Below are 26,720 nucleotides of genomic sequence, written 5' to 3'. Positions count from 1 at the left end.
ATCTCCTTAGAGTTTCCTTAGAAATTATTATTTATAATTTTTTTGTTATAATATTGATGGAAGTGGGGTGATTAAAATATATATTTCCATATTAGAATCTGTTGAAACAACAATTAAAATTAAACGTTCTGAGTTTATAGGAAACATAAAAAAAGTGGATAGTGAAGAAGAAGCTAAGGAGTTTATAAAAGAAATATCGACAAAATATAAAAATGCTACCCATAATTGTTGGGCATATAAGATAATTGATAATAAGTTTAATTACTCTGATGATGGAGAACCATCTGGAACAGCTGGGAAACCTATATTTGGTGTAATAGAAAAACACAATTTAAATAATGTAGCAATTGTAGTAACAAGATATTTTGGGGGAGTAAAGTTAGGAGTAAGAGGATTAATTGATGCATATTCACAATGTGCAGAAGAAACAATTTTAAATTCTAAATTAGGTAAGTTTATTGATTTAAAAATATATGAAGTAAAAACAGATTATTCAAAGTATGCAGAAATTGAAAGACTATTAAAAAGATTAAAAGGTTGGTCAATTATTGACCAACAGTTTATGGTTGATGTTAAATTTAAAATAGCGTTAGAAAATGAAGATGAAATATTAGAAATGCTAAAATCTAAAGGCCAAGTAACTTATATAGAAAGACAAGAAACTGGTATAGAAATTAAAAAATAATCATTAAAAAGAAACCTTTAAAACAGGATAAATATTAGTTTCATCTGGAACATCTGATAGTGTAGAAAAATCCGTTTTAGACGAACTCCATTTTAATGTAGTGTCTAATTTTTCTAAATCGTCAGCTTTTTCAACAGAACTATCGTAATATACATAAACAACATTAGATTTTGTACTAAAATTTATATTATCTACGCTATTTTCTAAATAATTGTTAGTGATTAAAGAATTAATATCAGCAGGAATAGCATTTTCATTATAATAATATTGAATAATAGAAGTTTCTAAAACTTTCATATCATTTACTATTTTTGTCATCTTTGCTTTTGAAATAACATTATTAACCATTGGTACTGCAAAAGTTCCTAAAATTGCAATAACAGCTAAAACAATTAATACTTCATACAAAGAAAAACCTGACTTTCTTTTCAATGACATCCCCATACCTCCCGTTTGTTAATATTTAAACGAAAATATTATATCATATAATTAACATGCTTTCAATAATATGATATTATTCAATAATATAAAAAAATATTAATTATTTTATTCTAAAATAATTATAATAATTAAAATGTATTTTCAATATGATATAATATAAGAGCGAATTTTTGTGGAGGTGAAAATATGGCTATATTAATAACAGGAGGAGCAGGATATATAGGTTCTCACGCATGCGTAGAATTTTTAAATGCGGGATATGAAATTGTTGTTTTAGATAATTTTTCAAATAGTAAACCAGAAGTATTGAAAAGAATAAAAGAGTTAACAGGAAAGGATTTCAAATTTTACGAAGTAGATTTGTTAGATAAAGAAAAAGTAGAAGAAATATTTAATGAAAACAATATAGAAGCAGTAATTCATTTTGCTGGTTTAAAAGCAGTTGGTGAGTCAGTAGCAATACCTTTGAAATATTATAAGAATAATATAACTGGAACATTAAACTTATTAGAAGTAATGCAAGATAAAAATGTAAAGAAAATAGTATTTAGTTCTTCTGCAACAGTATATGGTAATCCAGAAACAGTTCCAATAACAGAAGACGCACCTCTTTCAGCTACAAATCCATACGGTAGAACAAAATTATTTATTGAATACATTTTAAAAGATTTATATGTATCAGATAATGAATGGTCTATTGCATTACTTAGATACTTTAATCCAATAGGAGCACATGAATCTGGTAGAATAGGAGAAGATCCAAATGGAATCCCAAATAATTTAATGCCATATATAACCCAAGTAGCTGTAGGAAAAAGAGAAAAACTAAATGTATTTGGAAATGATTATAATACACATGATGGAACAGGGGTAAGGGATTATATTCATGTAGTTGATTTGGTAATAGGACATATAAAAGCGTTGGAAAGGATTATGAATGATACTGGCGTTAAAATATATAATTTAGGAACAGGTGTTGGATATAGTGTTTTAGATGTTGTAAAAGCATTTGAAGAAGCAAATGGAATAAAAATACCATATGAAATAGTTGATAGAAGACCAGGAGATGTAGATCAAGTATATGCAGATCCAACAAAAGCATTAAAGGAATTGGGTTGGAAAGCAGAAAGAAATATAGTAGATATGTGTAGAGATTCATGGAATTGGCAAAAAAATAATCCTAATGGATATGATGACTGAGGGCTTAGCCCTCAGTTTTTTAATTGTTACATAGTTTCAAATAATCATAAAAACAAAAATTAAAAATTGTGCTATAATTTAATTTGAGAATTTTATGGAGGATGGAAAATGAATATAGCACAAAAAAGAACAATAAAAAGAGGAATAAAAAAAACAATATATGGAATAATATTATTGATATTAGATTATGTTATTTTAGTTGGATTATATAATGTTTTTAACATATTTGATATGAATATAGTATATTTTTATTCTGGGATATTGAGCGTGATATATTTATTTAGGAAAATGTATTATTTTGAAACACATTTATTTTGGGATGAATTACTAAATATTTTTCATTCCACAGCAATATATTTTTTTGTTATATTAGTGTTATTATTGTTTAGTGGAAATTATATAGATATATTTAAACTATTTGTTTTAATGTTTATGTTCATAATTTTAGACTCTTTAACTAGATATATTTTCAGAAAAATATTAATAAAATTTAAATTATTTAGTACAAATGTTATTATTTTAGGAATTGGAGAATTAGCCCAGGTAGTGTATGATAAAATTAGTCAACATCCATTTACAACATATAATATTATAGGATTCTTAAAATATAATGATGATAAAATTATTGTTGATAAAAATAAAATAATAGGTGATTTGGATGATTTTAATAAAATAATTAAAAAAAATAATATTGAAGAAGTAATAATAGCTATACCCAATTTATCAAAATTTGAATTATCAAAAATAATAACAAAATTTGAAAGAATGATTAGAAAAATTAAATATATACCAGACTTATATGGATTAATAAGCTTTTCTAATAAAATACATGATTTAGATGGAATTCTTGCAATTACTGCATCTCAAGAATTATTAAATCCGTTGAATTTAATTATAAAAAGAATATTTGATATTGTATTATCAATAATAGGTCTTATATTATTATCTCCAGTATTTTTAATAATAGCAATTTTAATAAAAAAAGAGGATAAAGGACCAGTGTTTTTTAAACATAAAAGAATAGGAAAGAATTTAGAAGAATTTGAGATGTATAAATTTAGAACAATGTATCCAGATGCAGAAAAGAGATTGGAAGAATTACTTGAAAAGGATGAAAAGATAAGAGAAGAATGGTATAAACATTTTAAATTAAAAAATGATCCGAGAATTACAAAAATAGGAAAAATATTAAGAAAAACATCATTAGATGAATTGCCTCAATTAATAAATGTATTAATAGGAAATATGAGTTTAATTGGTCCAAGACCTGTTGTAAGAAAAGAAGTAGAATTATATTATGGTGAAGATGTTGCAAAAGAGGTATTTTCAATAAAACCTGGAATAACTGGAATGTGGCAAGCAAATGGTAGAAGCGATATTGAAGATTATAGTGAAAGAATAGCTTTGGATCTATATTATTTAAGAAATTGGTCATTAGAATTGGATTTCATAATATTTTTAAAAACTATAAAAATTGTAATAGATAAGAAAGGAGCTTATTAATTGAAGATATTGTCTATATCAAGAAACTATTTTCCAGAAATTGGTGGAATTGAAATAGTTGCTAGAGAGATAAATAAATTATTTAATTCTACAGCATTAACATATAATCCAAATAAAAAAGGTTATAAAATTGATAGAGTTGATAATACAGAGGTTCATAGATTACCAATATTTATTGAAAAAGGTTCAGTAAGAATCTCTTTAAAATATAGAAATGTATTAAATAAGTTATCAAAAGATAAGGATATATTATTATATCACTTTGCTTCTGGGCAACCAGAGTTGGATATTTTTTTAAATGGAAGTATAAAAGATAAAAAGAATATATGTTTTTATCATATGGATATAGCAGGTAGAGGATATTTTGGAAAAATATATAATAATCTAATAGTAAAAAAATATTTAAAAAAAATGGATAAGATTATAGTTACATCACCAAATATAATTAATACATCTCCTGTATTAAAATACTTTAAAGAAAAAATATCTGTAGTTCCTTTATTCGTAGAAACAAATCATTTTTATTATAGGCAAGATAATTATAGAAATAAATATGTATCTAAAAATGAAAAATTAATATTATATATTGGAAGACTTGGGAGATATAAAGGTATAGAATATTTAATAAAATCAATGGAAAATCTTCCAAATAATTATAAACTATTGATTATTGGTAAAGGTCCAAAAGAAACTGAACTGAAAGATATTACCAAGGATTTAAATCTAGAAAATAGAATTATATTTGAAAATCATATTAGTTATAATGAAATGCCAAAATATTATTCTGCAGCAGATGTATTTGTATTACCTTCAATTGATAGAGGTGAAGCATTTGGTTTAGTTGCATTAGAAGCAATGGCATGTGGGATTCCAGTTGTTTCCACTGAATTAGGCACTGGAACTACTTTTCATAATATAAATGAACAAACAGGAATACATGTAAAACCTATGAATTCAAAAGAAATATCAAGTGCAATAAAAAGAATTGCGGAAGAAAATTGGAAAGAAAATAAAAAAGAATTGATAATAAAAAGAGCTAAAGAATTCGATATTGAAGTGTTTAGAAATAGGATAATAAAAGAATTGAGGTGAATTATGAAAAATATATTGATACTAGACCACGCATATTGGTTTGGTGGAGCTGAAAAGGTACTTGTTGATTATCTTAAGGAATATAATAGAGATAAATATAATATAATAGTAGGGGTAACAACAGAAAGTGAATTTACTGAAAAACTAAAAGAAGTAAATATTGATTATAAAATATTTCCTTTAAGCAAAGATTTTTTAAAAATTAGTAGATCAGAATTATCATTCAAAAATATAATAAATATTTTTGAATATAGAAAAATGATTAAAGAATTATCTCGTTTTGTAATAGAAAATAATATAGATATTATATTTACAAATTCAATGAAAGCGCATATATATGGAGGACAAATTTCAAAAAAAACAAATGTTAAAGCAATTGCTAGGTTACATGATGTTGTTAATGGAGATTTTATATCTCCATTAAAAGGTATGTTAAAGAAAACCTTTAATAATAATTTTTATCATATATCCTGTGTATCGGAAACAGTAAAAAAGAGTTTAATTAGAATAGGTGTAAATGAAAATAAAATATCAGTATTATATAATGGAATTCCAAATATGAAACCAAAAAGAGACACAGAATATTATAAAAAATTACATGATTTATCAGAAAATGATTTTATTATTTCAGTAATAGGTTGGATTCAACCATCTAAAGGGCAACTAGAGATTATAAAAAGTATAAAAGAAATTTTAAAAGATAATATAAAATTAATGATTATTGGTGATGCAAATGAAAAAAACAAGGAGTATTTAGAAAAAATAAAAAAATATATTAAAATCAATAGATTGGATAATAATGTAATTTTAGTTGGACATACTGATGATGTTAGTGGTTATTTGGAAATAAGCGATGTATTTATACATTATCCATTTATTGATGATTCTCTACCAACTGTTTTAATTGAAGCATTATATCATAACAAGACAATAATTGCTAGAAAAATAGGCGGTATACCTGAAATAATAAATGAAAATAATGGATATTTAATAGATAGTATAACTCATTTAAAGGATTTAATATTTAAAATTTATAATAATCCAAATAAATATAAAAAGATGATAGATAAAAAATATTTTGAAGAAAAATTCTCATATGAAAATTATATAAAGGGTATAGAGGAGTTATTTGAAAAATGAAAATTAATTTAAAAGATATAATAGTATTGAGTTTAATATTATCTTTTTCATTTTCATTTTTCAATTTAATTCCAGCATACCCGATTTTTGTAGTTTTTGGAATATTATTTTTAATACTATATATATATTTTCCAGAAAAAGTATATATATCAAGAACAAATAAATTGTTTTATATTATAGGTTTTTTATACTTTTTTAGTGCTGTTATTACAGGTATACCATTTTCAAAATTTTTATCATATGATAATTTTAGACATGATGGGAATTTCTATATAACATATATGCCACTATTTCTTCCTATATTATCAACAGAATTCAAATCAGGTTTAAATTATAATAAAATATTAATTAAAGTATATAAAATTATTAGTCTTCTAACTTTTGGATTAACTCTTTCATTTTTATTAGGAAAACCTATAGGCATATCATCAGATGGAATATACCATTATTTATTTAAAGCACATAATGCTGCAGGTGGATATTATTTAATGTTATCTGTTTTTGGTTTGGTATTATACTTAAAAGAAAAAAATATATATAATTTATTTTATTTTTTTTCTAATATAATAGCTCTTTATTTTTCAAAGTCTAGGGGTTCTCAATTAGCTTTTATATGGGTTATTGGATTGATGATTATAAATGAGTTAATTAAAAGTAATAAATTAAAAAGAATATATTATATATTAACCATAATAGGGGCTATAGTAATAATATTGGGTGCATATTATATATCAAAAGAACATGGAATATATAATTTAAGCCCAACAAATACGGAAGTATTTGATTTAAATGATCCAAATAGAACCGCAAATATATCTGATAGATTATTTGTATTATGGCCAAGAGCGATTGATGATTTTATAAAAAGTCCAATATTTGGTATAGGATTTACAAGATATAATGACATTCCATATAATTTTGAGGGATTAAAAAATATATATATGTTTAATACATCTAAAGTCCAATTTTCTGATGCACATGCACACAATTCATATTTGCACATTTTAGCAGAAACCGGGATAATAGGTTTTATATTTTTTATATTATTAATAAAAGAATTGTTTTATATATCAAAAAAAATACCAGACGTTTTTTTCTCAAAATATATATATTATTCTATTTTTGCAATATTAATAGCAGGTCTTACGGAACATAGAATTTATACACCAGCACAAGTAATGCCATTTACAATTATATTAGAATTTTTAATATACGTATATTATGAAAAAATATATTTGGAGGAATAAAAATGAGAAATGATATAACTTTAAGGGATGTATTTAATACAATAAAAAGACGTTGGTATATAATAATAATTTTATCTATTGTATTTTTTTCTATTATAATGTATATATATAGTATCCTTCCTAGGACATATACATCATATATGGAATTAGAATTATCTTCATCTAATTCAGGAGGAGATAATTTATCATTATTATTATCAAACTCGGGAAATAATACAGAAATAAAAACTGAAATAGAAAAAATGTATTCAGATGAAATATTAAAAAACATAATTAAAGATTTTGATATGGTAAAAAGAAAAAATAATTCTAGACATATTATAGATAGATTAAGAGGTAAAGTATATTATGAAAGGGATTTAATAGAAATATTAAAAGAAGAATTGATAATAGAAGCAAAGAGTGGAACAAATATAATTAAAATATCTTATACAAAAAGAGATCCTGAATATGTAAAAAAAGTTTTGGATAAATGGTATGAATATTATATAGAATATTATGAAAAAATACAAAAAGAAAAAAATAATGAAAAAATATCATTGTTAATACCATTATTAGAACAAATTAATCAGGAATTAGAAAGTATAAATAAAAAGGTAGTTGAGTATGAACTTGAATATAAAATATCAGATAAAAATCCATTAATGGATAAATATTATGATGTAGTAAAGAAAATATACCAATATTCAGAAGATAAAAATTCCTTAGAGATAGAAATAAAAAATTTCGAAAATGTGTATTTGAATATTGACCAAGAAATGAAAGAAGTATATTTAACAGAAAAGAATAGTGAAATAAAAAATATTAAAACACAATTAGAAAATAGTCAATTGGAATATGAAACATTAAAAATAATATCTCCAAATTCTCCGAAATTATTTGAACTAGAAACAAGTATAAATGTATTAAAAACAGAATTATCAAAGAAATTAGAAATATTAATAAATAATAAAGATATGTATTTAAGTGCAATATCAATGGATTTATTAAATAAATATAAAACATTAAAATATTCTTATGAAGTTTTAGATACACAATATAATATGCTTAAAAATCTAGAAAAAAAATTAAGTGAAGAAATTACAAATCAATCACCGATATTGTATGAATATTTATCATTAAAAAAAGATCAAAAAATACTTGAAGAAAAATACAATATAGTTAAAACAGCTCTTGAACAAACAAGGTTAAAAACATTGTTAGAAATACAAAAACCATCAATATTAAATAATTCTTTTGTTCCAACAAGACAAGACTTTCCATCATTTAAAATGTTTTTTATTGGAGGGTTTTTTATATCAATATTTTTAGCCTCTATAATAGCTTTAAGATTTGAATTAAAAGATAATAAAATATATTCATTGAAAGATTTTGAATACAATTATAAAAAACCTGAATTAATAGTAAACGGAGATATTTCAAAAATCTCAAAGTATTTATATATGATTAATAAAAATAATATTTTAATAGTAAATACAGCTAGTGAAAATATATTAGATTTGTTATATGCTGAATTAAGTAATTTAAATTATAATTTACTTAATATAAATAAATTAGATATTGAAAAAATAAAAGAAATAGATGAAAAATTAAAAAAAGATAAAAATATAATTATAATAAATTCTAATGATGAAAATGATTATAACATATTAAAATTGAAAACTGAAGAAACAATATTTATAGTTTCCAAAAAATCAAAAATAGAATATTTTGATTTTAATTCAAAAGTTATATATATAAGGAGTGTATAAATTGATACCTAAAAAAATTCATTATTGCTGGTTTGGAAAAGGTAAGAAACCAGAGATTGCCAGAAAATGTATTGAAAGTTGGAAAATACATTTACCAGATTATGAGATAATAGAATGGAATGAAGACAATTTTGATATTAATGAGAATATATATATAAAGGAAGCATATGAAAATAAGAAATACGCATTTGTAACTGATTACGTTAGATTAAAGGTATTATATGAATATGGTGGAATATATATGGATACAGATGTAGAAGTAATTAAAAATCTTGATAAATTTTTACATCACAATGCTTTTTCCGGTTATGAAAATGATAAATTAATACCAACTGGAATAATGGGAGCAACACCAAAAAATAGCTGGATAAAATTACTTTTAGATTATTATAATGATAAAAAATTTGTTTTAGATGATGGAACTTTTGATTTAACTACGAATGTTATAATTATTACAGAATTGTCTAAGAAAATGGGTTATATAGGTGGAGGAAAATATCAAGAGTTTGGCGATGGTATAGCTATATATCCATTTGATTATTTTTGTGCAAAGAATGATCATACTGGTGAAATACATATAACAGATAATACTCATACAATACATCACTTTTCGGGGACATGGCAACCTTTACCAAATAAAATAAGAAAAAAAATCAGAAAAATTATAGGAAATAAGGCATATAATTTTATAAGAGATTTATTAAGAGGGGAATTAAATGATAAAAAAAATAATAAAGATAATACTTGAAATTATATACAGTATAAAAAAATATAAGTATGATGTATTAATAATAGATGATACACCATATAGTGGTTCAAATTCTTATGCCTTTTTTAGATATTTAAAGGATAAAAATCATTTAAATGTTAAAATAATAAATAAATCAAAAAATATTTTTGAATATTTAGATTTAGTAAAATCCTCAAAATATGTATTTACTTCACATGATATAAATGTTTTCTTTAAAAGAAAAAATCAAAAATTTATACAGTTTTGGCATGGAATACCATTAAAAGCAATGGGGCTTTTAGACAAAACAGAAAAAAGGAAAAAGAAAATATTAAAAAATTGGATGAAATATGATTATATTATTTCATCTTCTCCATTTTATAATACGTTATTAAATTCCACAACAGGAAATTATTTAGGAAGATATATTGTTACTGGATTTCCGAGAACTGATTATTTATTTAAAAATGGAAGATTAAATGAAATAATACAAAAAAAAGATAAAAAAATTATATTTTTTATTCCAACATTTAGAAAAGGTTATGTAAATAGAGATATTTCCGAAGGTATAGAAAGAAATAAAAATATATTTGGAATATCAGATTTTAATATTTCAGATTTTGAAAAATTTTTAATTGAAAATAAAATTTTATTTATAGCGAAACTCCATCCTATAGAAGAGAGATATTATAAAAAATTATATGAAAATTACAATTTAGAAAATTTCATGTTTTTATCAGAAGATATATTATCAAAAAAAGATATAGATTTATATGAAATTTTACCTGATTCTGATATGTTAATTACAGATTATTCTAGTATATATTTCGATTATTTGTTATTAAATAAACCTATTATATTTATTAATAATGATATAGAAGAATATATAAAAGTTAGAGGATTATTATTACATCCATATGAATTTTGGACCCCAGGCGATAAAGTTAGAACACAAACTGATTTACAAAATTCAATATTAGATAATTTTAAAGAAGATAAATATATTGATCATAGAAAAATTTTAAAAGACATGTTTTTTATATATGGGAATAATTCATGTGAAAGAATATATAATATAATTTTTAATGGAGGATTACATGAATCTATTTAAAAAAGGAATTAAAGCTTTTTCATGGACTTTTATAGGTAGTGGCATAGGATTTATATTTCAATTAATAATTGCTAAATTATTAGGTGCATCAGAATATGGTAAAGCCAATGTAATTTTAGGATTTATTGGAACATATTATTCATTTTTGAGTTTAGGGTTACCAACGTTATTAATTAGAGAAAGTGGGAAAAATATATATAATGCAAAAAAAATATACTCTGATTTTATCAGAATATATTTTTTATTAGATATTCTAATATTTCCATTTATATATATGACATTTGATGAGAGTATAGTATATAACAAATTTAATGTAATAATTATTTTATTTTTAGTTTTTTTATCACAGGTAGAAAATTTAACATATTCATATTTTATTGGAATAAAAAAACAAGATACCGCTAGTTTTATTAGAGATACATTGATTAGACTAATCAGAGTAGGCTCATTTTTTATATTCTTTTTTATTATTTCTAACTATTTCTCATTTATATTAGCTTATTTATTTTCATTATTAATACCTTTGATAATATCCATAAGATTTTATACTAAAGAAAAATATTTATCTCTAAAATGGATTATTAAAAATTCATGGAAATTTTATTTTATAACTATAACTTATTCATTGTATGGAAATTTATCTAAAATAATGCAAAGATTATATTCAACAAATGAATCTGTTGGTTATCTTTCAATTGGAATAACATTAGGTACAATAGGAGCAATGTTAGGTACAGCTTTAGCTAATGTAACAATGCCTGAATTTGCTCTTGCATGGAAAGAAAAAGATTTAAAAAAAATAGATTTAATATTTAAAGATGTATCGCGTTGGAATACTTTTATTATGTTGCCTATAATTAGTTTTATTGTTATACATATTAATAGAATATTATCTTTTTTAGGAGAAGATTATTCAAAAGGTACATTAATAGTTTCTCTAATATTAATATCTCAATTTATTAATTCTTTTGTTGGTCCTAATGGTACATTACTGAATATGTCTGGATATGAGGGGCTTGAGATAATAAATGGTTTAGCGATGATAATTACAGGTGTATCAACTGGATATTTATTAGGACCAAGATATTCTTGGGGTATTGCATTTTCTTTTGCGGCATCAATAATTGTTGTAAACTTATTGAAATTTATTCAAGTAAGAGTTATATATAATATTTATCCATATAAAATAAGAACATTATTTTATATATTGTTATTTGCTTTCACTTCTATTTTTATATTTAGCTTTACAAAAAGTATATCGAATATCTATTTTTGGGTAATTATAAATTCGATTATTATTATATTAATAATATTCTTTTCATTTTATTTTTCTCCATTTTCTCAAGATAAGGAGATAATAGATAAGTTTTTAAAAAAAATTGGGGTGAAATGATGAAAACAGTAATTACATATGGTACATTTGATTTATTTCATATAGGGCATCTTAGATTATTGCAAAGAGCTAAAGAGTTAGGTGATAAACTAATTGTAGCTGTTTCAACAGATGAATTTAATGCTATTAAAGGGAAAAAATCTATAATTCCATATGAACAAAGAGCAGAAATCGTAAAAAATATTAAATGTGTTGATATAGTAATACCAGAAAAAAATTGGGAACAAAAAATAGAAGATATAATAAAATATAATGTAGATATTTTTGTTATAGGAGAAGATTGGAAAGGGAAATTTGATTATTTAAATGAATATTGTGAAGTAGTTTATTTACCAAGAACAGAAGGAATATCTTCTTCAGAAATTAAAGAAATTTTACAACATATATCTAAATTATCAACTACTGAGTTAAAAAAAGCATTGGATATTTTAACTAAAATAGATTTTGATGAATTAAAAGAAGCATTTGAAATATTAGAGCAATTAAGAAAAGACTTGTGGTGATTATATGACAATTTTTATAATAGGATATATGCATCCAAAATATGACAAAAGGGTTTATAGAATGGTAAAATCATTATCTAAGAAAAATAAGGTAATATATCAATATATAACAAATAAAAATGAAGAAGAATATTTTAAAGATAATATAAAATATATACCTATAAAATATAAAATAAATTTTGAAAATAAGATAAAAGAGGTAAAAAGCAGAGGAAAGTTTGATAAAAAAATTATACAATTAATAAGAGAATTTGAATATGACATATTATACATGCATCATTTTCTGACAACAAAACCAGTTCTTCCTTTTAAAATAGCAAAAAAAAGAAATAAAAAAATAATATATGATATTCATGAATATCATCCGGAAAATTTCTTAAACAATTTATCAGGAATAAAAAAACAGATAAAAGAAAAAGTATTATGGAAGATTTTTGAAAAACAATTAAATTTATCAGATAAATTAATTTTTGTATCAAAAGATATGCAAAAAGATATATATCAAAAATTAAATATTCATAATGATTATTATATCCAAAAAAATTATGCCGAAATATCAATACAATCAAAAGAAAAAATAAAAGAAATATCTTTTGTAGGTAAAATAAATAGAAATTTAGAAGATGAGAAAGAAATATTAAAAAAGCTAATTCAAAAAGGTTTTAAATTTAGAATAATAGGTATGGAATCAGAATATTTTAAAGATATACCACATGACTATACAAAATTTTTACCATATGAGGATATGATGAAAGAATTATCAAAATCATTATTTTCATTAATATCATTTAATACTGTAAAAAATAGAAATTATAAAAATGATATATTTTCTCTACCAAACAAATATTATGATTCAATAGCAGCAGAAACTCCTGTAATAGTAAAAAATACGTTTATATCAATGGCAAAAGAGGTAGAAAAATATAATATTGGTATAGTTATTAATCCAAAGAATATAGATGAATCAGTAGATAAAATAATAAAAGCATATGAAAATTATGAAGAATTATTAGAAAATATAAGAAAATATAAACATGAATTTGTTTGGACAGAAGAAAAAGAAAAGGAATTTGTTAATTTTGTATTGTCTTAATGGGGGGATAACATGGAAAAAGTATCTAGTAAAAAAGTATCTATTATAATACCAACACTTAATGAAGAAAAATATATAGAAAAATGTTTAAATTCATTAATAGAAAATGATTATGAAAATAAAGAGATAATCATTGTTGATGGATTAAGTACTGATAACACAAAAGAAATAATTGACCGAATAAAAAATGAAAATAATAATATAGATATAAAAATAATTGATAATGAATTAAAAATAACACCAGTTGCTTTGAATATAGGAATAAAAGAAGCAACTGGTGATTATATTATGATAGCAGGAGCACACACAACATATTCAAAAAATTATATATCTGCTTGTATAAAAAGATTAGAGGAAAATAAATGCGATATAGCTGGAGGATTAGTAATTACGCAGCCTGGTAAAGATACAGCAATTGCTAAAGCAATTGCAAATGTATTATCTCATCCTTTTGGGGTAGGAGGAGCTAAGTATAGAACATGTAATGAAAAAGAAGAATATGTAGATACAGTAGCATATGGAATATATAAAAAAGAAGTATTTGAAAAAGCTGGATTATTTAAACCAGAATTAAAAAGAAATCAGGATATAGAAATGAATTTAAGACTAAAAAAAATAGGAATGAGAATAATGCTCATTCCAGAGGCTAAAAGTTATTATTATGCGAGAGATAATTATAATGATTTATTTAAAAATAACTTTTTAAATGGATTGTGGGTAATTTTATCTACACATTATTCCAAAAAAGCATATTCTATTAGACATATAGTACCATTAATATTTGTACTATTTTTAATCTTAGGAACAATAGCTTCGATTTTTTCTGGTATAATAAGAATACCATTTTTAATTATATTATCTTTTTATGTATTTTTAAGTATTTTCTTCTCATTAAAAATTGCTATAAAAAATAAAGATTTTAAATTATTTTTTCCAATGTTATTTTCATTTTGGATATTACACATATCATATGGATTAGGATCCATATATGGTTTGTTTTTGATATTATAGGAGTGATTACTTTGAATATATTAATATTTTCGGAAATGTTTCCTAAAAAAAATAACCCATCTTCCGGTATATTTATTATTGAAAGATTAAAAGAATTAAATAAAATAAATGATATAAAATATGATTTTATTCCAATTTCAACTGAAGACAATTTAATAATGAAAACATTAAAAAAAGCAAGAAATATTAAACCATTAATATTACCAAATAAAATACAAGTAGAAGCTAGATCATTTATACCATTAAAAGTAAAATTATCAACTATTGATAGATTGGGAATATTGAAAAACATACCAAAATATTGGATAAAATATGCAAGTAAAATGGCAAATGAAATAATTAAAAAAGTTGATATAGATTATGATATTATACACGCTCATAGGGTTTTTCCTGAAGGGTATGCAGCTTATTTAATAAATAAAAAATATAATATTCCATATATTATTACAGCACATGGAGGGGAAATTCACTCTATTTCAAATAAATACTATGAAATTATAAATTTAATATTTAATAATGCTAGTAAGATAATATTCGTAAGCGAAGCTTTGAGAAAAATAGCCTTAAATATATTTGATATAAAAGAAGAAAAAACTGTTGTAATTCCAAATGGATATAATCAAAATATATTTAAACCATATGATAAAAATGAAATAAGAAAAGAATTAGGAATATATAAGAAAAATTACAATTATGTAGGATTTGTTGGGAATCTAATACCAATAAAAAGAGCTGATAAATTACCAGATATATTTAATTTAATAGGAATAAAAAATACAAAATTTATTGTTGTTGGAGATGGATATTTAAGAAATGAAATAGAAAATAAAACAAAGAATTTAGATATATTATTTACAGGTAGAGTATCTCAAAATGATGTAGCAAAGTATATGAATGCTATGGATATAATGATATTACCAAGCAGGAACGAAGGATGGCCATGTGTTGTTCTTGAAGCGCAAGCGTGTGGAACTGACGTGATAGGAAGTAATAATGGAGGAATTCCAGAGGCTATAGGGTTTGAAGAATATATTGTTGAGGATGATGATAACTTTGAATATAGATTTGCAAAAAGAGTAAGAGAGGTTTTAAAAAATGGGTATGATAGAAATAAAATAATTGATAGAGCTAAAGAGTTTACGTGGGAAAATATAGTAGATAAAGAGATTAATATATATAATAAAATATAGATAATAAAATTACAAATGTATTATAAAATATTAAAAAGAAATAAAAATTGAGGTGTAAAATGAAAATAGCATTAGTTTCTTCCGACAATTCAAAAGTATTTCAAAGTGGTGGAAAACATATACATCAAAACTTATTAGAAAAAGGATTTAAAGAACTAAATTATAATATAAATGTATATTATCCGCCTGTGAACTATAATATATTATCATTATTTTTTTTATCTCTAAAAAATTTTAATAAAATATTTGATACATCGTTACCTGTTATGAAAAAAAAGCTTTTTTTAGAACATAAATTAAATTATTTTAGAAATTTAAAATTGAGTAATTATAATATTGTTCATGCACATGATGTTCTTTCTGCTTATGGAGTGAATCACTCTAATATAATATTGACTTTACACGGATATTTTGCTAAAGAAGGGTTAAATTATAATGATTTTTCAGAAAAAGAAAAAAATAAAATTTATAATTATTATTATAATATAGAAAAAAAAGCTTTAAAAAACGTAAAGCAAATTATAGCTGTGGATACTAGAATTAAAGAATATTTAATAAATGAATTTAAATTCCCCGAAGAAAAAATAGAAGTTATTTATAATTTTATAGACACAGACAAATTTAAAGTTATTGATGACATTGAAAAAAATAAATTAAGAGAAGAATTAAACATTCCAAAGAAATCATTTATTGTTTTAGTCCCTAGAAGATATGTTGATAAGAATGGCGTTATTTATGCTGCTCGAGCCTTTAAAAATATGAATGATAATTTTTATTTTATATTTATTGGTCGCGGCCCTTTAAAAGAAAGAGTATCTGATATTTTAAAAAATAATAAAAATGCGAGAGTATTAGACAATGTTGATCATGATAATATTGTAAAGTATTATCAAGTTAGTGATGTGGTATTAATACCTAGTATTACAACAAATGAAGGAATAGAGGAGGCAACTTCTTTAAGTATGTTAGAAGGCATGGCTTGTGAGAAATATGTAGTATGTTCTAATATTGGTGGTATGAAAGAAGTAATAAGAGATGGAGTTAATGGATTTTTGATAAATCAGAAAAGTGAAAAAGAAATAATAAAAATTATAAATTATATATATCAAAATTCCGAAAAATTATCTTACATAAGATCAAATGCTAGAGAATATGTTGTAGAAAATCATGGTTATATTCAATATATAAATAAATTAATAAAAATATATGAAAAACTATTAAATAGAAAATAATTTTTTCAAATATATGATTTTAAATAATTATAATTTTAGTACTATCCATTAATCAATCGATTGATATATTAATTTCATTCAAAACATTAGTAACATTAATAGTAAAAATTGAAATTCTAAATCTTTTATGTTAAAATATGACTAGAATATTAAAAATACAAGAATGGAGGAATAGTATGGAACCAGAAATCTATGAAGATGAACTAACGCTAGAGGATATAATGCACATATTTAAAAAACGTTTTTGGTGGTTTTTATTAACTGTAATTGTTACAGTTGCAATAACTATTACATATTTGTTTTTAACTACTCCAATATATGAATCAAGTGTTACTCTGAAAATAGAATCTCAATCACAAAGTTCTATAACAGATTTATTTTCTTCTCAATTATCATCATCAAGACCAGAAATATCTACAGAAGTTGAATTAATAAAAAGTAGAACTAATATTGAGAAAGTTATTGATGATTTGGGGTTATTAGATTATTTTAAAAATAAAATAGAAGACGAAAAAGCAAAAGAAGAATTAACTAAGTATAAAATTATACAAACTGTATCAGAAATGATAACAGTATCTCCAGTTAAGGATACAAATATTGTAAAAATATCAGTACAAAGTGATGATCCAGAATTAGCAAAAAATATTGCTAATAAACTAGCCGAAGTATATAATGAATTTTTAAAAACATTATCTAAAAACGAATATACAGTAAAAAGAGAGTTTATAGAAGAACAAATACCAAAAGTAGAATCCGATTTAAAAAGTGCAGAAGAAACAGTAAGGAAATTTAAAGAAAAAAATCAAGTATTTCTTTTAGATGAAGAAGCAAAAAATATACTTCAATTCCTATTACAATACGATAGTCAAATAAACGCATATAATTTACAAATTCAAGAAAATCAAGCAACTATAAAAGCGTTAAATGATTTGATAAAAAAAGTAGATGAAAAGATAATATCTTCTGAAACAATTACAACAAACCCTATAGTAAGCAATTTAAAATCTAAATTAATTGATTATAGAATAGAATTATCTGGATTATTACAAACTTATTCAGAAACAGATCCAAAAGTTTTAGAAGTAAAAGAAAAAATAAATGAAGCAGAAAAGCTATTAAAAGATGAAGTATCAAAAATAGTTACTTCTCAAGTTCAAACAATTAATCCAGCATACCAGGATATGTATTTACAATTAATCGAAGCTCAGTCAAAGGGTGAAATATTAAAATCAACAATAGAATCATTAACAATTCTTAGAAATACCTATCAAGAAAAATTATCAAAATTACCATTATTGGAACAAAAATTATTAGAGCTTGAAAGAGATGTTAAAATAAAAGAAAATCTATATACATTATTATTAGAAAAATTAGAAGAAACAAGAATAGCAGAAGCGGGTGTAATAGGAACCGCTAAGTTAATTGATAATGCAATTACTCCTGATAAACCTATAAAACCAAATAAAAAATTAACCGCAGCAATAGGTGGAGTATTAGGTATATTCTTAGGTATCCTTGTTGCTTTTATAATTGAATATATGGATAAAAGTATAAAAGATGAAGAAGAAATAAAGAGAATGGCAAAAGGTAGAACTGTATTAGGAAGAATACCAACATTTGAGATAAAGAAAGAATTAGAAAAACCAGAACTAATTGTATTAAATTCACCAACATCTCCAATATCAGAATCAATAAAATTAACAGCAACAAATATAAACTATGCAATTACACCAGAGCCAAAAGTAATTGCTTTAACAAGTTCTGGACCATCTGAGGGTAAGACAGTATCTTCAGCTAATTTAGCAATATCTTATGCACAAAATGGATTGAAAACATTATTAATAGATATTGATATGAGAAAACCAAGAGTAGAAAAAGCCTTAGGTCTTGAAAGGTTTAATGTTGGTGTTGTAAATCATATTTTAAAAGATGTACCAATAGAAAGAATAACTCAAAATTATATAGAAAATCTTGATGTTATTCCAGTTGGACCTATACCACCTAACCCAACATCATTGTTAACATCAAAGAAATTTAAAGAGTTAATGGAAACATTAAAAGAAAGATATGACAAAATAATAATCGACTTACCTCCTATATTAGCAGCAGCAGATGCGTTAATTGTTTCAAAATATTCTGATGGATTAATATTAGTAGTAAGAGCAGGAAAAACACAGAAACATTCATTAAAAGTAGCACTTGAAAATATAGCTACATCAGATAACAATTTACTTGGATTAATAATAAACGATATTAATGAAAAATCATCAAATTATTACTATTATTATTATTATTATTACGAAGATGGAGAAAAAAAGAAAAGAAAAAAGGATAAAAAGAACAAAATATAATAAATAGGGTGGGGATTTTATGTTTGATATACACAATCATATATTGCCAAATGTAGATGATGGATTAAAATCAATTGAAGAGTCAATAGAAATATTAAATGAGTATAAAAAAAATAATATTAATACAGTATTTTTTACCCCTCATATTAATCACCCAACTGTAAAAACAGATATATATAAAATCAAGGAAACATATGAGATTATAAAAGAAAAAGCAAAAGAAATTGGTATAAATACATATTTAGGTAGTGAATTATATTTACAACCTAATAATCCTGAATTTATTCCACTCAAAGATTATTTTGTATTAATAGAATTACCTACGAATGTATATCCTATGTATTTATTAGATAAAATTTTTGATTTACAATTAGAAGGATATGAAATAATACTTGCTCATGTTGAAAGATATCAATGGTTAAAAGATAATGAATCATTAATAGATAGATTAAAAACCATGAATGTATATTTTCAAATGAATTTAGAATATATTGAAAAAGATAATTATTTTTTACCAAATAATCTTATAGAATTTATTGCAACTGATTATCATGGTAAAAAAAGAGGTAATATTGATTTTACATTATTTGAAAAGTATAAGGATATAGTAGAAAAAGGAAAAAAAATATTAAAGATATAATACAATGCCGGGCAATGCCTGGCATTTTTATAATGTGATATAATTATATTGAATATAATAAATGGAGGGATAATATGAAAAAGATAATTATCTTAATTATTTTAATAGCATCACTAACAACTTTTTCTTTTAATTTAAGCAGTAATAATATCATAATATCCAAAGAATTGCTTAATTTATCCGATTCAGCAAGCGGTGGAATATATATTGGTTTTAATTTAGATAATATATTAGATAATCTATCTTTTGGAATAAATTATAATGATGAAGAGGAGTTTTTTACATATCAAAAGGTATTTTTCAAAAAGGTAAAATTAAAAGCAGGAGAAAGAAATTTTGGATTTAGTATAGGATATTATAATAATTCTATAATATTATCTACAGAAGTAAAAAAATATAAAAATGATTTAATATCAAAAAGTTTTTCATATTCATATATATCGGTATATAAAGGAGGAAGTGAAGAAAGAAAATTATCCTTAGATAAATATTTAATACCAACAATAGCAAAAGCATCAGTATTCACATCATCCTTTAATGATGTAATAAATAATAATAGCGTTTTAAATGTAGGTGTTCAATTACAAAGATATATTACTATACCTTTTATAATTAGTAAATCTGATTTAGGTTATTCCTTATCTATACCAATAGGAATAATAGAAGATAAATATATATCTGGATTTTTTTCATATGGAATATTAAATGATGGATCTCCTATATTTAATTTCCAAACACCTTTTAATAAGGATTATTATGCTGGTATACAATTAAAAATGAATAATAATCCTAATTTTATAATTTATTTATCAAAATTAAATATAGATAATCCATTTACAATAATGATTACAAAAAATGGAGGTAGTTTTTTCTTTGAATACTGAAGGATTATATATTCATATACCATTTTGCAAAAGTAAATGTCTATACTGTGATTATCCATCTACAACAAATAATAGTATACAAGAAAAATATTTTGAATATTTATTAAAAGAAATAGATTTATATAATAATTTAAATCATAATATATCAAATCATAATATATCAACAGTGTTTTTAGGTGGAGGAACACCGACATATGTTGATGTTAAACAAATTGATAAATTATTTAGTAAAATAAATAACTTAGATATTGGGTTCAATCCTATTGAAATAACAATAGAATCAAATCCAGAAACATTAAATGAAGATAAATTATATGAATATTATCAGCTAGGTATAAACAGATTAAGTTTAGGAATTCAAACCTTTGATAATGATATATTAAAAAATATGAATAGATTGTATGATAATGAGGTAATAGAAAAAAATTATTATTTAGCTAGAAGATACTTTTCAAATATCAACTTTGATTTTATTCTAGGTCTTCCTGGAGATAATATGAAAGTATTAGAAAATAATTTGAGACTAATAGAAAAATTAAAACCTGATCATGTTTCATATTATATTTTTGATGATGATCATGATACACCATTAAAAAGATTATTAGAAAAAGGAAAAATGAAATTGCCAGATTATGAATATATAGAAAATGGATTTGATTTAATAATAGAAGAATTAAATAAAATGGGATATAACAGATATGAAATATCTAATTGGGCAAAAGAAGGATATGAATGCAAACATAATTTAATATATTGGAATAATGAAAATTATCATGGTTTTGGATTATCAGCAGGAGGACATTATAATAATATTAGATATACAAAAACATGGGATTTTAAAGAATACTTTGAAAAAATAGATAATAATCAAATACCATATGATTATTATAATGAAAATACATTATTAGATGAATTAACAGAAGAACTGTTTATGGGTTTAAGATTAATATATGGAATAAGTGTAGAAAAATTAAAAAATAAATATGGAAAATTATATGAAGAATTTTCTAAAAATTTTTTTCAAATGGCATTAGATTTAATTGTATTTGATGAAAGAATTAGAATGAATGAAAAAGGCCTTGATTTTTCAAAAAAAGTATTTGAAAAAATCTTAGAGGTGAGAGAAATTATAAAAGAACGAGATAGGTTTGATTAATAAAATCCCGGAATTTTCCGGGATTTTATTAATGCCCAAAAACTTCTATAAAAGCATTATAAATATACAGTAAATCTTCATTATAAAATCTCATACCTCTAGTTTCTAAATCTCCTGTAACTGGTTGAATGTTTCTTAACTAAAAATCTTAAAATTTCTGGATTATGAAAATCATATTTTTTATAGAAATACGGTATTGTATATTACTATCATAGTTTTCAATTTCTTCTTTTAATTCATCATTCATCTATTTCTGCAGATAATAATTTTATTTAATTCATTATTAAAATTCTCATCTCCCTTATTTCTTTTATTTTTTCTTCCTTATCCTCATAATCAAATGCTTGGCTTAATAATTTAAAGAAATAATCTATAATTAATACTATTTTAAATATATCCCACATAACTATCCTTTAATTAAACCGGGCCAAAAGCCCGGTTATCATTTAATTGATTAAGTCAAATAGTTCATTAGATGTTGTATCTACAATAGTTGCATTATCTTTTTCATATCCTACTGGTACTAATACTCCTACAAATGAATCCATAGCACTTTGTACTTCTGTTGATGTTAAACCAACTCTTGGATCATTTAAATATATTGTCTTTCTCTTTCCATCTACTGTATTTACAAATGTCATTCTTAATTTCTTTGCCATACTAACACCTCCATTATTTTTTTAATTATATTTCCAAAATAATATCATACTTTAAGCTTGTAATTCATAGTTTTCTATTTTTTCAATTTCTACTAATGATTTTTCAGATAATGATGCATAATTTAATGCTGCAGTATATACTTGATCATCAGTTGCACCTGATATAATTGAAAATGCCTTCCTTTTAATAATTTGTTTTCCATCTAAATCTAAACCATAATCAAAAGAAATTCTAACTTTATCACCTAAATTAATTTTTGTTGCCATACTTTCATCTCCTTTCTTTTTTTTTTCTTTTCATAATTTTTTATTTTTCTTCTCTGTCAGCGCTGACGATTGTAGTATAAAATATTATTTTTGAATGGGAATAATACGTGAATTATTCCCAAATATCGTTACTGAATTGTGAAATAATAAAATTGATGGAGTTTGTATATAATGCATATGCTATAATTAATATAAATATAGATATAAAGTATGTTGTATTTAGAAATATATAACCAGCATAAAATATTGAGATGTTATATTTTAAGTTTAAATATTTCAGAAGTAATAAGGTAGTGTATGATATAATATAAAATTCTGAGGTGTGGTTATGAAAAAAGCGATTATAGTTATTATAATAATTTTCTCCTTATTTGCTTTTGGCTTTAATATTGATATAGGAAATAATATTTCTATTTCAAAAAATATATGGAAGTTGGCGAAGGTTCAAATATTTGATTAAGTTACCCTTTGGATTATTCTGATATACCAGGTATTGGAATAAATTATAATGATAAGAATGAATTTTTTACATATCAGAAGGTCTTTTTTAAGAAAATGAAAATGAAGGCAGGAGAAAGATATTTTAATTTAAATATAGGATATGAAATAAATCTATATTATTATCATCAGAAATAAAAAAATATAATAATGATTTAATATCAAAAGTTTTTCCTATTCATATACCTCTGTATTTAAAGGAGGTAGTGAAAAAAAGAAAATAAGCCTTGATAAATATTTGATTCCAACTGTATTAAAAGCATCAATTTTTTCCATATCATATGATAATTCTTAATAGTATTTCAAATTATGGCATTCAATTACAAAGATATTTTACAATACCAGTTATTGTAGGAATTTCAGATTTAGGATATTCATTTTCTATTCCAATTGGAATAATGATGATAAATATATTTCTGGATATTTTGCATATGGAGTATTATATAATGGAGAGCACTATCCAGAATTTAGTTTTCAAACACCATTTATTGTAAATAAAAAAGATTATTATTTAGGAATACAATTAAAAATGAGTGCAGATTCTGATGTTATGTTTTATTTATCAAAAATAGATATAAATAATCCTTTTACAATTATAATTACAAATAATGGAGTTTGATCTTTTCCAATTTCATTTTAGATTATCTAAAAATAAAAAATTATAATAAATAAAAAATATTATATATATTAGATTGAATAATTTGAAATTAAACCGGGCTTTTTGCCCGGTTTTGATTTAATATATAATATTATTAGAGTATGGGAATGTTTATTATTGGCAAATATCATTACTGAATTGTGATATAATTCAATTGCGGAGGTGGAACTGATGAAAAAATTACCTATTGGAATACAAGATTATAAGGAGATAATAGAGGGGAATTATATATATGTAGATAAAACAAAATATATTTTTGATTTAATAGATAATGGAAAATATTATTTTCTATCTCGACCTAGAAGGTTTGGAAAGAGTTTAACAATATCAACATTATATTATATATTCAAAGGAGAAAAAGAATTATTTAAAGATACATATATATATGACAAATGGGATTTCAAAGAATATCCAATAATAAGAATAAGCTTACTTGATGCAATAAATGATAGTGAAAAAGAATTAAAAGAAGGGTTATTAAAAATAATAAAAGAAGAAGGAAGAAAATATAATATAGAAATAGAATCAGAACATTATAAATATGCATTTGACGAATTAATAATAAAACTTTCCAAAAAAGGAAAAGTAGTAATATTGGTAGATGAATATGAAAAGCCAATATTAGATAATATAAATAACAAAGAAAATGCAGAAAAATATAGAGAAATATTAAGGAACTTTTATGTAACAATCAAATCCAGGGATGAATACATAAAATTTGTATTTATCACGGGAATAACAAAATTCACAAAAACTGGAGTATTTTCTGCATTGAATAATTTAAATGATATATCATTAGATAATGACTATTCACAAATGTTAGGATACACTCAAGAAGAATTGGAATATTATTTTGATGAATACATAATAGAAACAGCTGAAAAATTAGAAATAACAAAAAATGAATTATTACAAGAAATGAAAAAATACTATAATGGATTCTCATTTGATGGAGAACATTTTGTATATAATCCATTTTCAATATTAAAATTCTTTCAAAAAAAGAAATTTCAAAATTACTGGTTTGAAAGCGGATCGCCATCATTCATATATGAATATGTAAAAGGAAGAGAAGTTGAATACGAGGATTTAGTAAAATACACAGTAAATTCCTTAGACTTTACAACAAGAGAAATAGAAGATGCAAACGCTAATATATTCTTTGCACAAGCTGGATATTTAACCTTTAAGGGAAAAGAAAAATATGGTCTTGAAGAAGAATATATATTAGACTATCCAAATCTTGAAGTAAAAAATAGTTTTTCAAAATTAATATTAGAGGCAAATTATAATTTAGAAAATGATAAGATAAAAGAATTAAACAAAACAATATGGAAATTATTGTCAAAAAACAAAATAGAAGAAATAATAGAAGAAATAAAAAGGATAATAAGTGCAATACCGTATAATTTACATCAAAATAGAGAAAGTTATTATCATTCATTAATATATACAATATTAGCATCAGCAGGATTAAATGTAACAGCAGAAGAATTAACAAATCTTGGAAGAATAGATTTAGTATTAGAACATAATGATAAAATATATTTATTTGAAATAAAATTAGATAAAAGCGCTAAAGAAGCGCTAAATCAAATAAAAGAAAAGAAATATTATGAAAAATATAAAAATTATGAAGTTTATATTATAGGAATAAATATAAGCTCAGAAAAAAGTAATATTGATGATTATATTATAGAAAAAATATAAATAATTTAATTGATTTGGACATGTTATAGTGTTTTGAACTAAATTGATAGATTTGGAGGTGGAACTGATGAAAAAATTACCAGTAGGAGAAAGTGATTTTAAAAGTATAATAGAAGATAATATGTATTATATAGATAAGAGTTTATTAATAAAAGAAATTTTATCTGGTGGAAGAGTAATATTAATAACCAGGCCAAGAAGGTTTGGAAAAACATTAAATATGAGCATGATGAAATATTTTTTTAGAAATGACCAGGATAATAAACATTTATTTAAAGGATTAAAGATATGGGAAGAAAAAGAAATAATAGAAAAATATTTAAATAAATATCCTGTAATATATTTGACTTTTAAAGATTTAAAACAAAATAATTATGAAGACATGATAAAGGCAATAAAATATACTATAACGGATATATATAGAACACATAAAAACATTATGGGAAAGTTAGAAGAATTTGAAAAAGAAGATTATATAGAATTAGCTAAAGGAATAGCAGATAATCTAAAATATGAAAATAGTATAAAAAAATTAAGTGAATATCTCTACCGATATTACAACCAAAAAGTAATAT

The 26,720-nt window shown here is 22.8% G+C and carries 27 protein-coding genes; 23 read left to right on the top strand and 4 right to left on the bottom strand.

What is annotated here, in order from left to right:
• Window positions 1-67: 67 nt before the first annotated feature.
• Window positions 68-685: a YigZ family protein gene (locus tag AS160_RS08090; RefSeq protein ID WP_165147513.1), complete on the top strand. Its 618-nt coding sequence runs from the start codon at window positions 68-70 to the stop codon at window positions 683-685.
• Window positions 686-688: 3 nt separating this feature from the next.
• Here AS160_RS08090 and AS160_RS08085 read toward each other — a convergent pair whose 3' ends face one another.
• On the bottom strand, window positions 689-1,123 hold the full coding sequence (locus AS160_RS08085) for a type II secretion system protein (protein ID WP_165147511.1): 435 nt from the start codon (window positions 1,121-1,123) through the stop codon (window positions 689-691).
• Window positions 1,124-1,312: 189 nt separating this feature from the next.
• On the opposite strand from AS160_RS08085, the gene galE reads away from it, so the two are divergent.
• The 18 genes from galE (at window position 1,313) to hemW (ending at window position 22,353) form a co-directional block, all read left to right on the top strand.
• Window positions 1,313-2,326 carry a UDP-glucose 4-epimerase GalE gene (galE, locus tag AS160_RS08080; protein ID WP_165147509.1) on the top strand — a complete coding sequence of 338 codons (1,014 nt, stop codon included), beginning with the start codon at window positions 1,313-1,315 and terminating at the stop codon, window positions 2,324-2,326.
• Window positions 2,327-2,434: 108 nt separating this feature from the next.
• Window positions 2,435-3,829 (top strand): sugar transferase, encoded by a 1,395-nt coding sequence (locus tag AS160_RS08075; protein ID WP_165147507.1) that lies wholly within the window; start codon window positions 2,435-2,437, stop codon window positions 3,827-3,829.
• Window positions 3,830-4,921, top strand: a complete 1,092-nt coding sequence (locus tag AS160_RS08070; RefSeq protein ID WP_165147505.1) for a glycosyltransferase — start codon at window positions 3,830-3,832, stop codon at window positions 4,919-4,921.
• 3 nt (window positions 4,922-4,924) lie between these two features.
• Complete coding sequence (locus AS160_RS08065; protein WP_165147503.1) at window positions 4,925-6,061, top strand: glycosyltransferase family 4 protein; 1,137 nt, start codon at window positions 4,925-4,927, stop codon at window positions 6,059-6,061.
• On the top strand, window positions 6,058-7,308 hold the full coding sequence (locus AS160_RS08060; RefSeq protein WP_165147501.1) for an O-antigen ligase family protein: 1,251 nt from the start codon (window positions 6,058-6,060) through the stop codon (window positions 7,306-7,308). Before AS160_RS08065 ends, AS160_RS08060 begins: the two co-directional genes overlap by 4 nt.
• 2 nt (window positions 7,309-7,310) lie before the next feature.
• Complete coding sequence (locus AS160_RS08055) at window positions 7,311-9,059, top strand: Wzz/FepE/Etk N-terminal domain-containing protein (RefSeq protein ID WP_165147498.1); 1,749 nt, start codon at window positions 7,311-7,313, stop codon at window positions 9,057-9,059.
• A gap of 1 nt (window position 9,060) precedes the next feature.
• Window positions 9,061-9,807 (top strand): glycosyltransferase, encoded by a 747-nt coding sequence (locus AS160_RS08050; RefSeq protein ID WP_165147495.1) that lies wholly within the window; start codon window positions 9,061-9,063, stop codon window positions 9,805-9,807.
• Window positions 9,776-10,900, top strand: a complete 1,125-nt coding sequence (locus AS160_RS08045) for a CDP-glycerol glycerophosphotransferase family protein (protein WP_165147492.1) — start codon at window positions 9,776-9,778, stop codon at window positions 10,898-10,900. The genes AS160_RS08050 and AS160_RS08045 overlap by 32 nt, the downstream gene beginning before the upstream one ends.
• Window positions 10,887-12,293 carry an oligosaccharide flippase family protein gene (locus AS160_RS08040; RefSeq protein ID WP_165147489.1) on the top strand — a complete coding sequence of 469 codons (1,407 nt, stop codon included), beginning with the start codon at window positions 10,887-10,889 and terminating at the stop codon, window positions 12,291-12,293. Before AS160_RS08045 ends, AS160_RS08040 begins: the two co-directional genes overlap by 14 nt.
• Window positions 12,293-12,796 (top strand): glycerol-3-phosphate cytidylyltransferase, encoded by a 504-nt coding sequence (gene tagD, locus AS160_RS08035; protein ID WP_206528142.1) that lies wholly within the window; start codon window positions 12,293-12,295, stop codon window positions 12,794-12,796. Before AS160_RS08040 ends, tagD begins: the two co-directional genes overlap by 1 nt.
• A 4-nt stretch (window positions 12,797-12,800) precedes the next feature.
• Window positions 12,801-13,889 (top strand): glycosyltransferase, encoded by a 1,089-nt coding sequence (locus tag AS160_RS08030; RefSeq protein WP_165147483.1) that lies wholly within the window; start codon window positions 12,801-12,803, stop codon window positions 13,887-13,889.
• A gap of 12 nt (window positions 13,890-13,901) precedes the next feature.
• Window positions 13,902-14,900, top strand: coding sequence for a glycosyltransferase family 2 protein (locus AS160_RS08025; RefSeq protein ID WP_165147480.1), 999 nt, complete (start codon window positions 13,902-13,904; stop codon window positions 14,898-14,900).
• Between the two features lie 2 nt (window positions 14,901-14,902).
• Window positions 14,903-16,090: a glycosyltransferase gene (locus AS160_RS08020; protein WP_346774431.1), complete on the top strand. Its 1,188-nt coding sequence runs from the start codon at window positions 14,903-14,905 to the stop codon at window positions 16,088-16,090.
• Window positions 16,091-16,149: 59 nt separating this feature from the next.
• Entirely contained in the window at window positions 16,150-17,322 is a 1,173-nt protein-coding gene (locus AS160_RS08015) for a glycosyltransferase family 4 protein (protein ID WP_165147474.1), read from the top strand.
• 176 nt (window positions 17,323-17,498) lie between these two features.
• On the top strand, window positions 17,499-19,673 hold the full coding sequence (locus tag AS160_RS08010) for a polysaccharide biosynthesis tyrosine autokinase (protein WP_165147471.1): 2,175 nt from the start codon (window positions 17,499-17,501) through the stop codon (window positions 19,671-19,673).
• A gap of 19 nt (window positions 19,674-19,692) precedes the next feature.
• The gene (locus AS160_RS08005) at window positions 19,693-20,313 is read left to right on the top strand and encodes a CpsB/CapC family capsule biosynthesis tyrosine phosphatase (RefSeq protein WP_165147468.1); all 621 of its coding nucleotides are present in this window, start codon (window positions 19,693-19,695) and stop codon (window positions 20,311-20,313) included.
• A gap of 74 nt (window positions 20,314-20,387) precedes the next feature.
• Window positions 20,388-21,197, top strand: a complete 810-nt coding sequence (locus tag AS160_RS08000; RefSeq protein WP_165147465.1) for a hypothetical protein — start codon at window positions 20,388-20,390, stop codon at window positions 21,195-21,197.
• Window positions 21,187-22,353, top strand: a complete 1,167-nt coding sequence (gene hemW / locus AS160_RS07995) for a radical SAM family heme chaperone HemW (RefSeq protein ID WP_165147462.1) — start codon at window positions 21,187-21,189, stop codon at window positions 22,351-22,353. The genes AS160_RS08000 and hemW overlap by 11 nt, the downstream gene beginning before the upstream one ends.
• A 272-nt stretch (window positions 22,354-22,625) precedes the next feature.
• On the opposite strand, the gene AS160_RS11515 is transcribed toward hemW, so the two are convergent.
• The 3 genes from AS160_RS11515 to AS160_RS07985 are packed head-to-tail and all read right to left on the bottom strand — an operon-like array spanning window position 22,626 to window position 23,279.
• Window positions 22,626-22,757 carry a hypothetical protein gene (locus AS160_RS11515; RefSeq protein ID WP_277601298.1) on the bottom strand — a complete coding sequence of 44 codons (132 nt, stop codon included), beginning with the start codon at window positions 22,755-22,757 and terminating at the stop codon, window positions 22,626-22,628.
• A gap of 42 nt (window positions 22,758-22,799) precedes the next feature.
• Entirely contained in the window at window positions 22,800-23,012 is a 213-nt protein-coding gene (locus tag AS160_RS07990) for a DUF2922 domain-containing protein (RefSeq protein WP_165147459.1), read from the bottom strand.
• Between the two features lie 51 nt (window positions 23,013-23,063).
• Window positions 23,064-23,279 (bottom strand): DUF1659 domain-containing protein, encoded by a 216-nt coding sequence (locus AS160_RS07985; RefSeq protein WP_165147456.1) that lies wholly within the window; start codon window positions 23,277-23,279, stop codon window positions 23,064-23,066.
• A gap of 328 nt (window positions 23,280-23,607) precedes the next feature.
• Here AS160_RS07985 and AS160_RS11510 point away from each other — a divergent pair, with 328 nt between their 5' ends.
• The 4 genes from AS160_RS11510 to AS160_RS07965 form a co-directional block, all read left to right on the top strand.
• Window positions 23,608-23,739 carry a hypothetical protein gene (locus tag AS160_RS11510; RefSeq protein ID WP_277601297.1) on the top strand — a complete coding sequence of 44 codons (132 nt, stop codon included), beginning with the start codon at window positions 23,608-23,610 and terminating at the stop codon, window positions 23,737-23,739.
• 319 nt (window positions 23,740-24,058) lie between these two features.
• The gene (locus AS160_RS07975; protein WP_165147450.1) at window positions 24,059-24,271 is read left to right on the top strand and encodes a hypothetical protein; all 213 of its coding nucleotides are present in this window, start codon (window positions 24,059-24,061) and stop codon (window positions 24,269-24,271) included.
• Window positions 24,272-24,606: 335 nt separating this feature from the next.
• Entirely contained in the window at window positions 24,607-26,145 is a 1,539-nt protein-coding gene (locus AS160_RS07970; protein ID WP_165147447.1) for an ATP-binding protein, read from the top strand.
• A 67-nt stretch (window positions 26,146-26,212) separates the two neighbouring features.
• Window positions 26,213-26,720 (top strand): AAA family ATPase (locus AS160_RS07965; RefSeq protein WP_165147444.1); only part of this gene is annotated, 508 nt, incomplete at its 3' end.

Origin of the sequence: Marinitoga sp. 38H-ov, assembly GCF_011057715.1 — a bacterium.
Taxonomy (GTDB): domain Bacteria; phylum Thermotogota; class Thermotogae; order Petrotogales; family Petrotogaceae; genus Marinitoga.
Note: the sequence above shows the minus strand (reverse complement) of the source record. Positions and strands in the feature narration are given on the sequence as shown.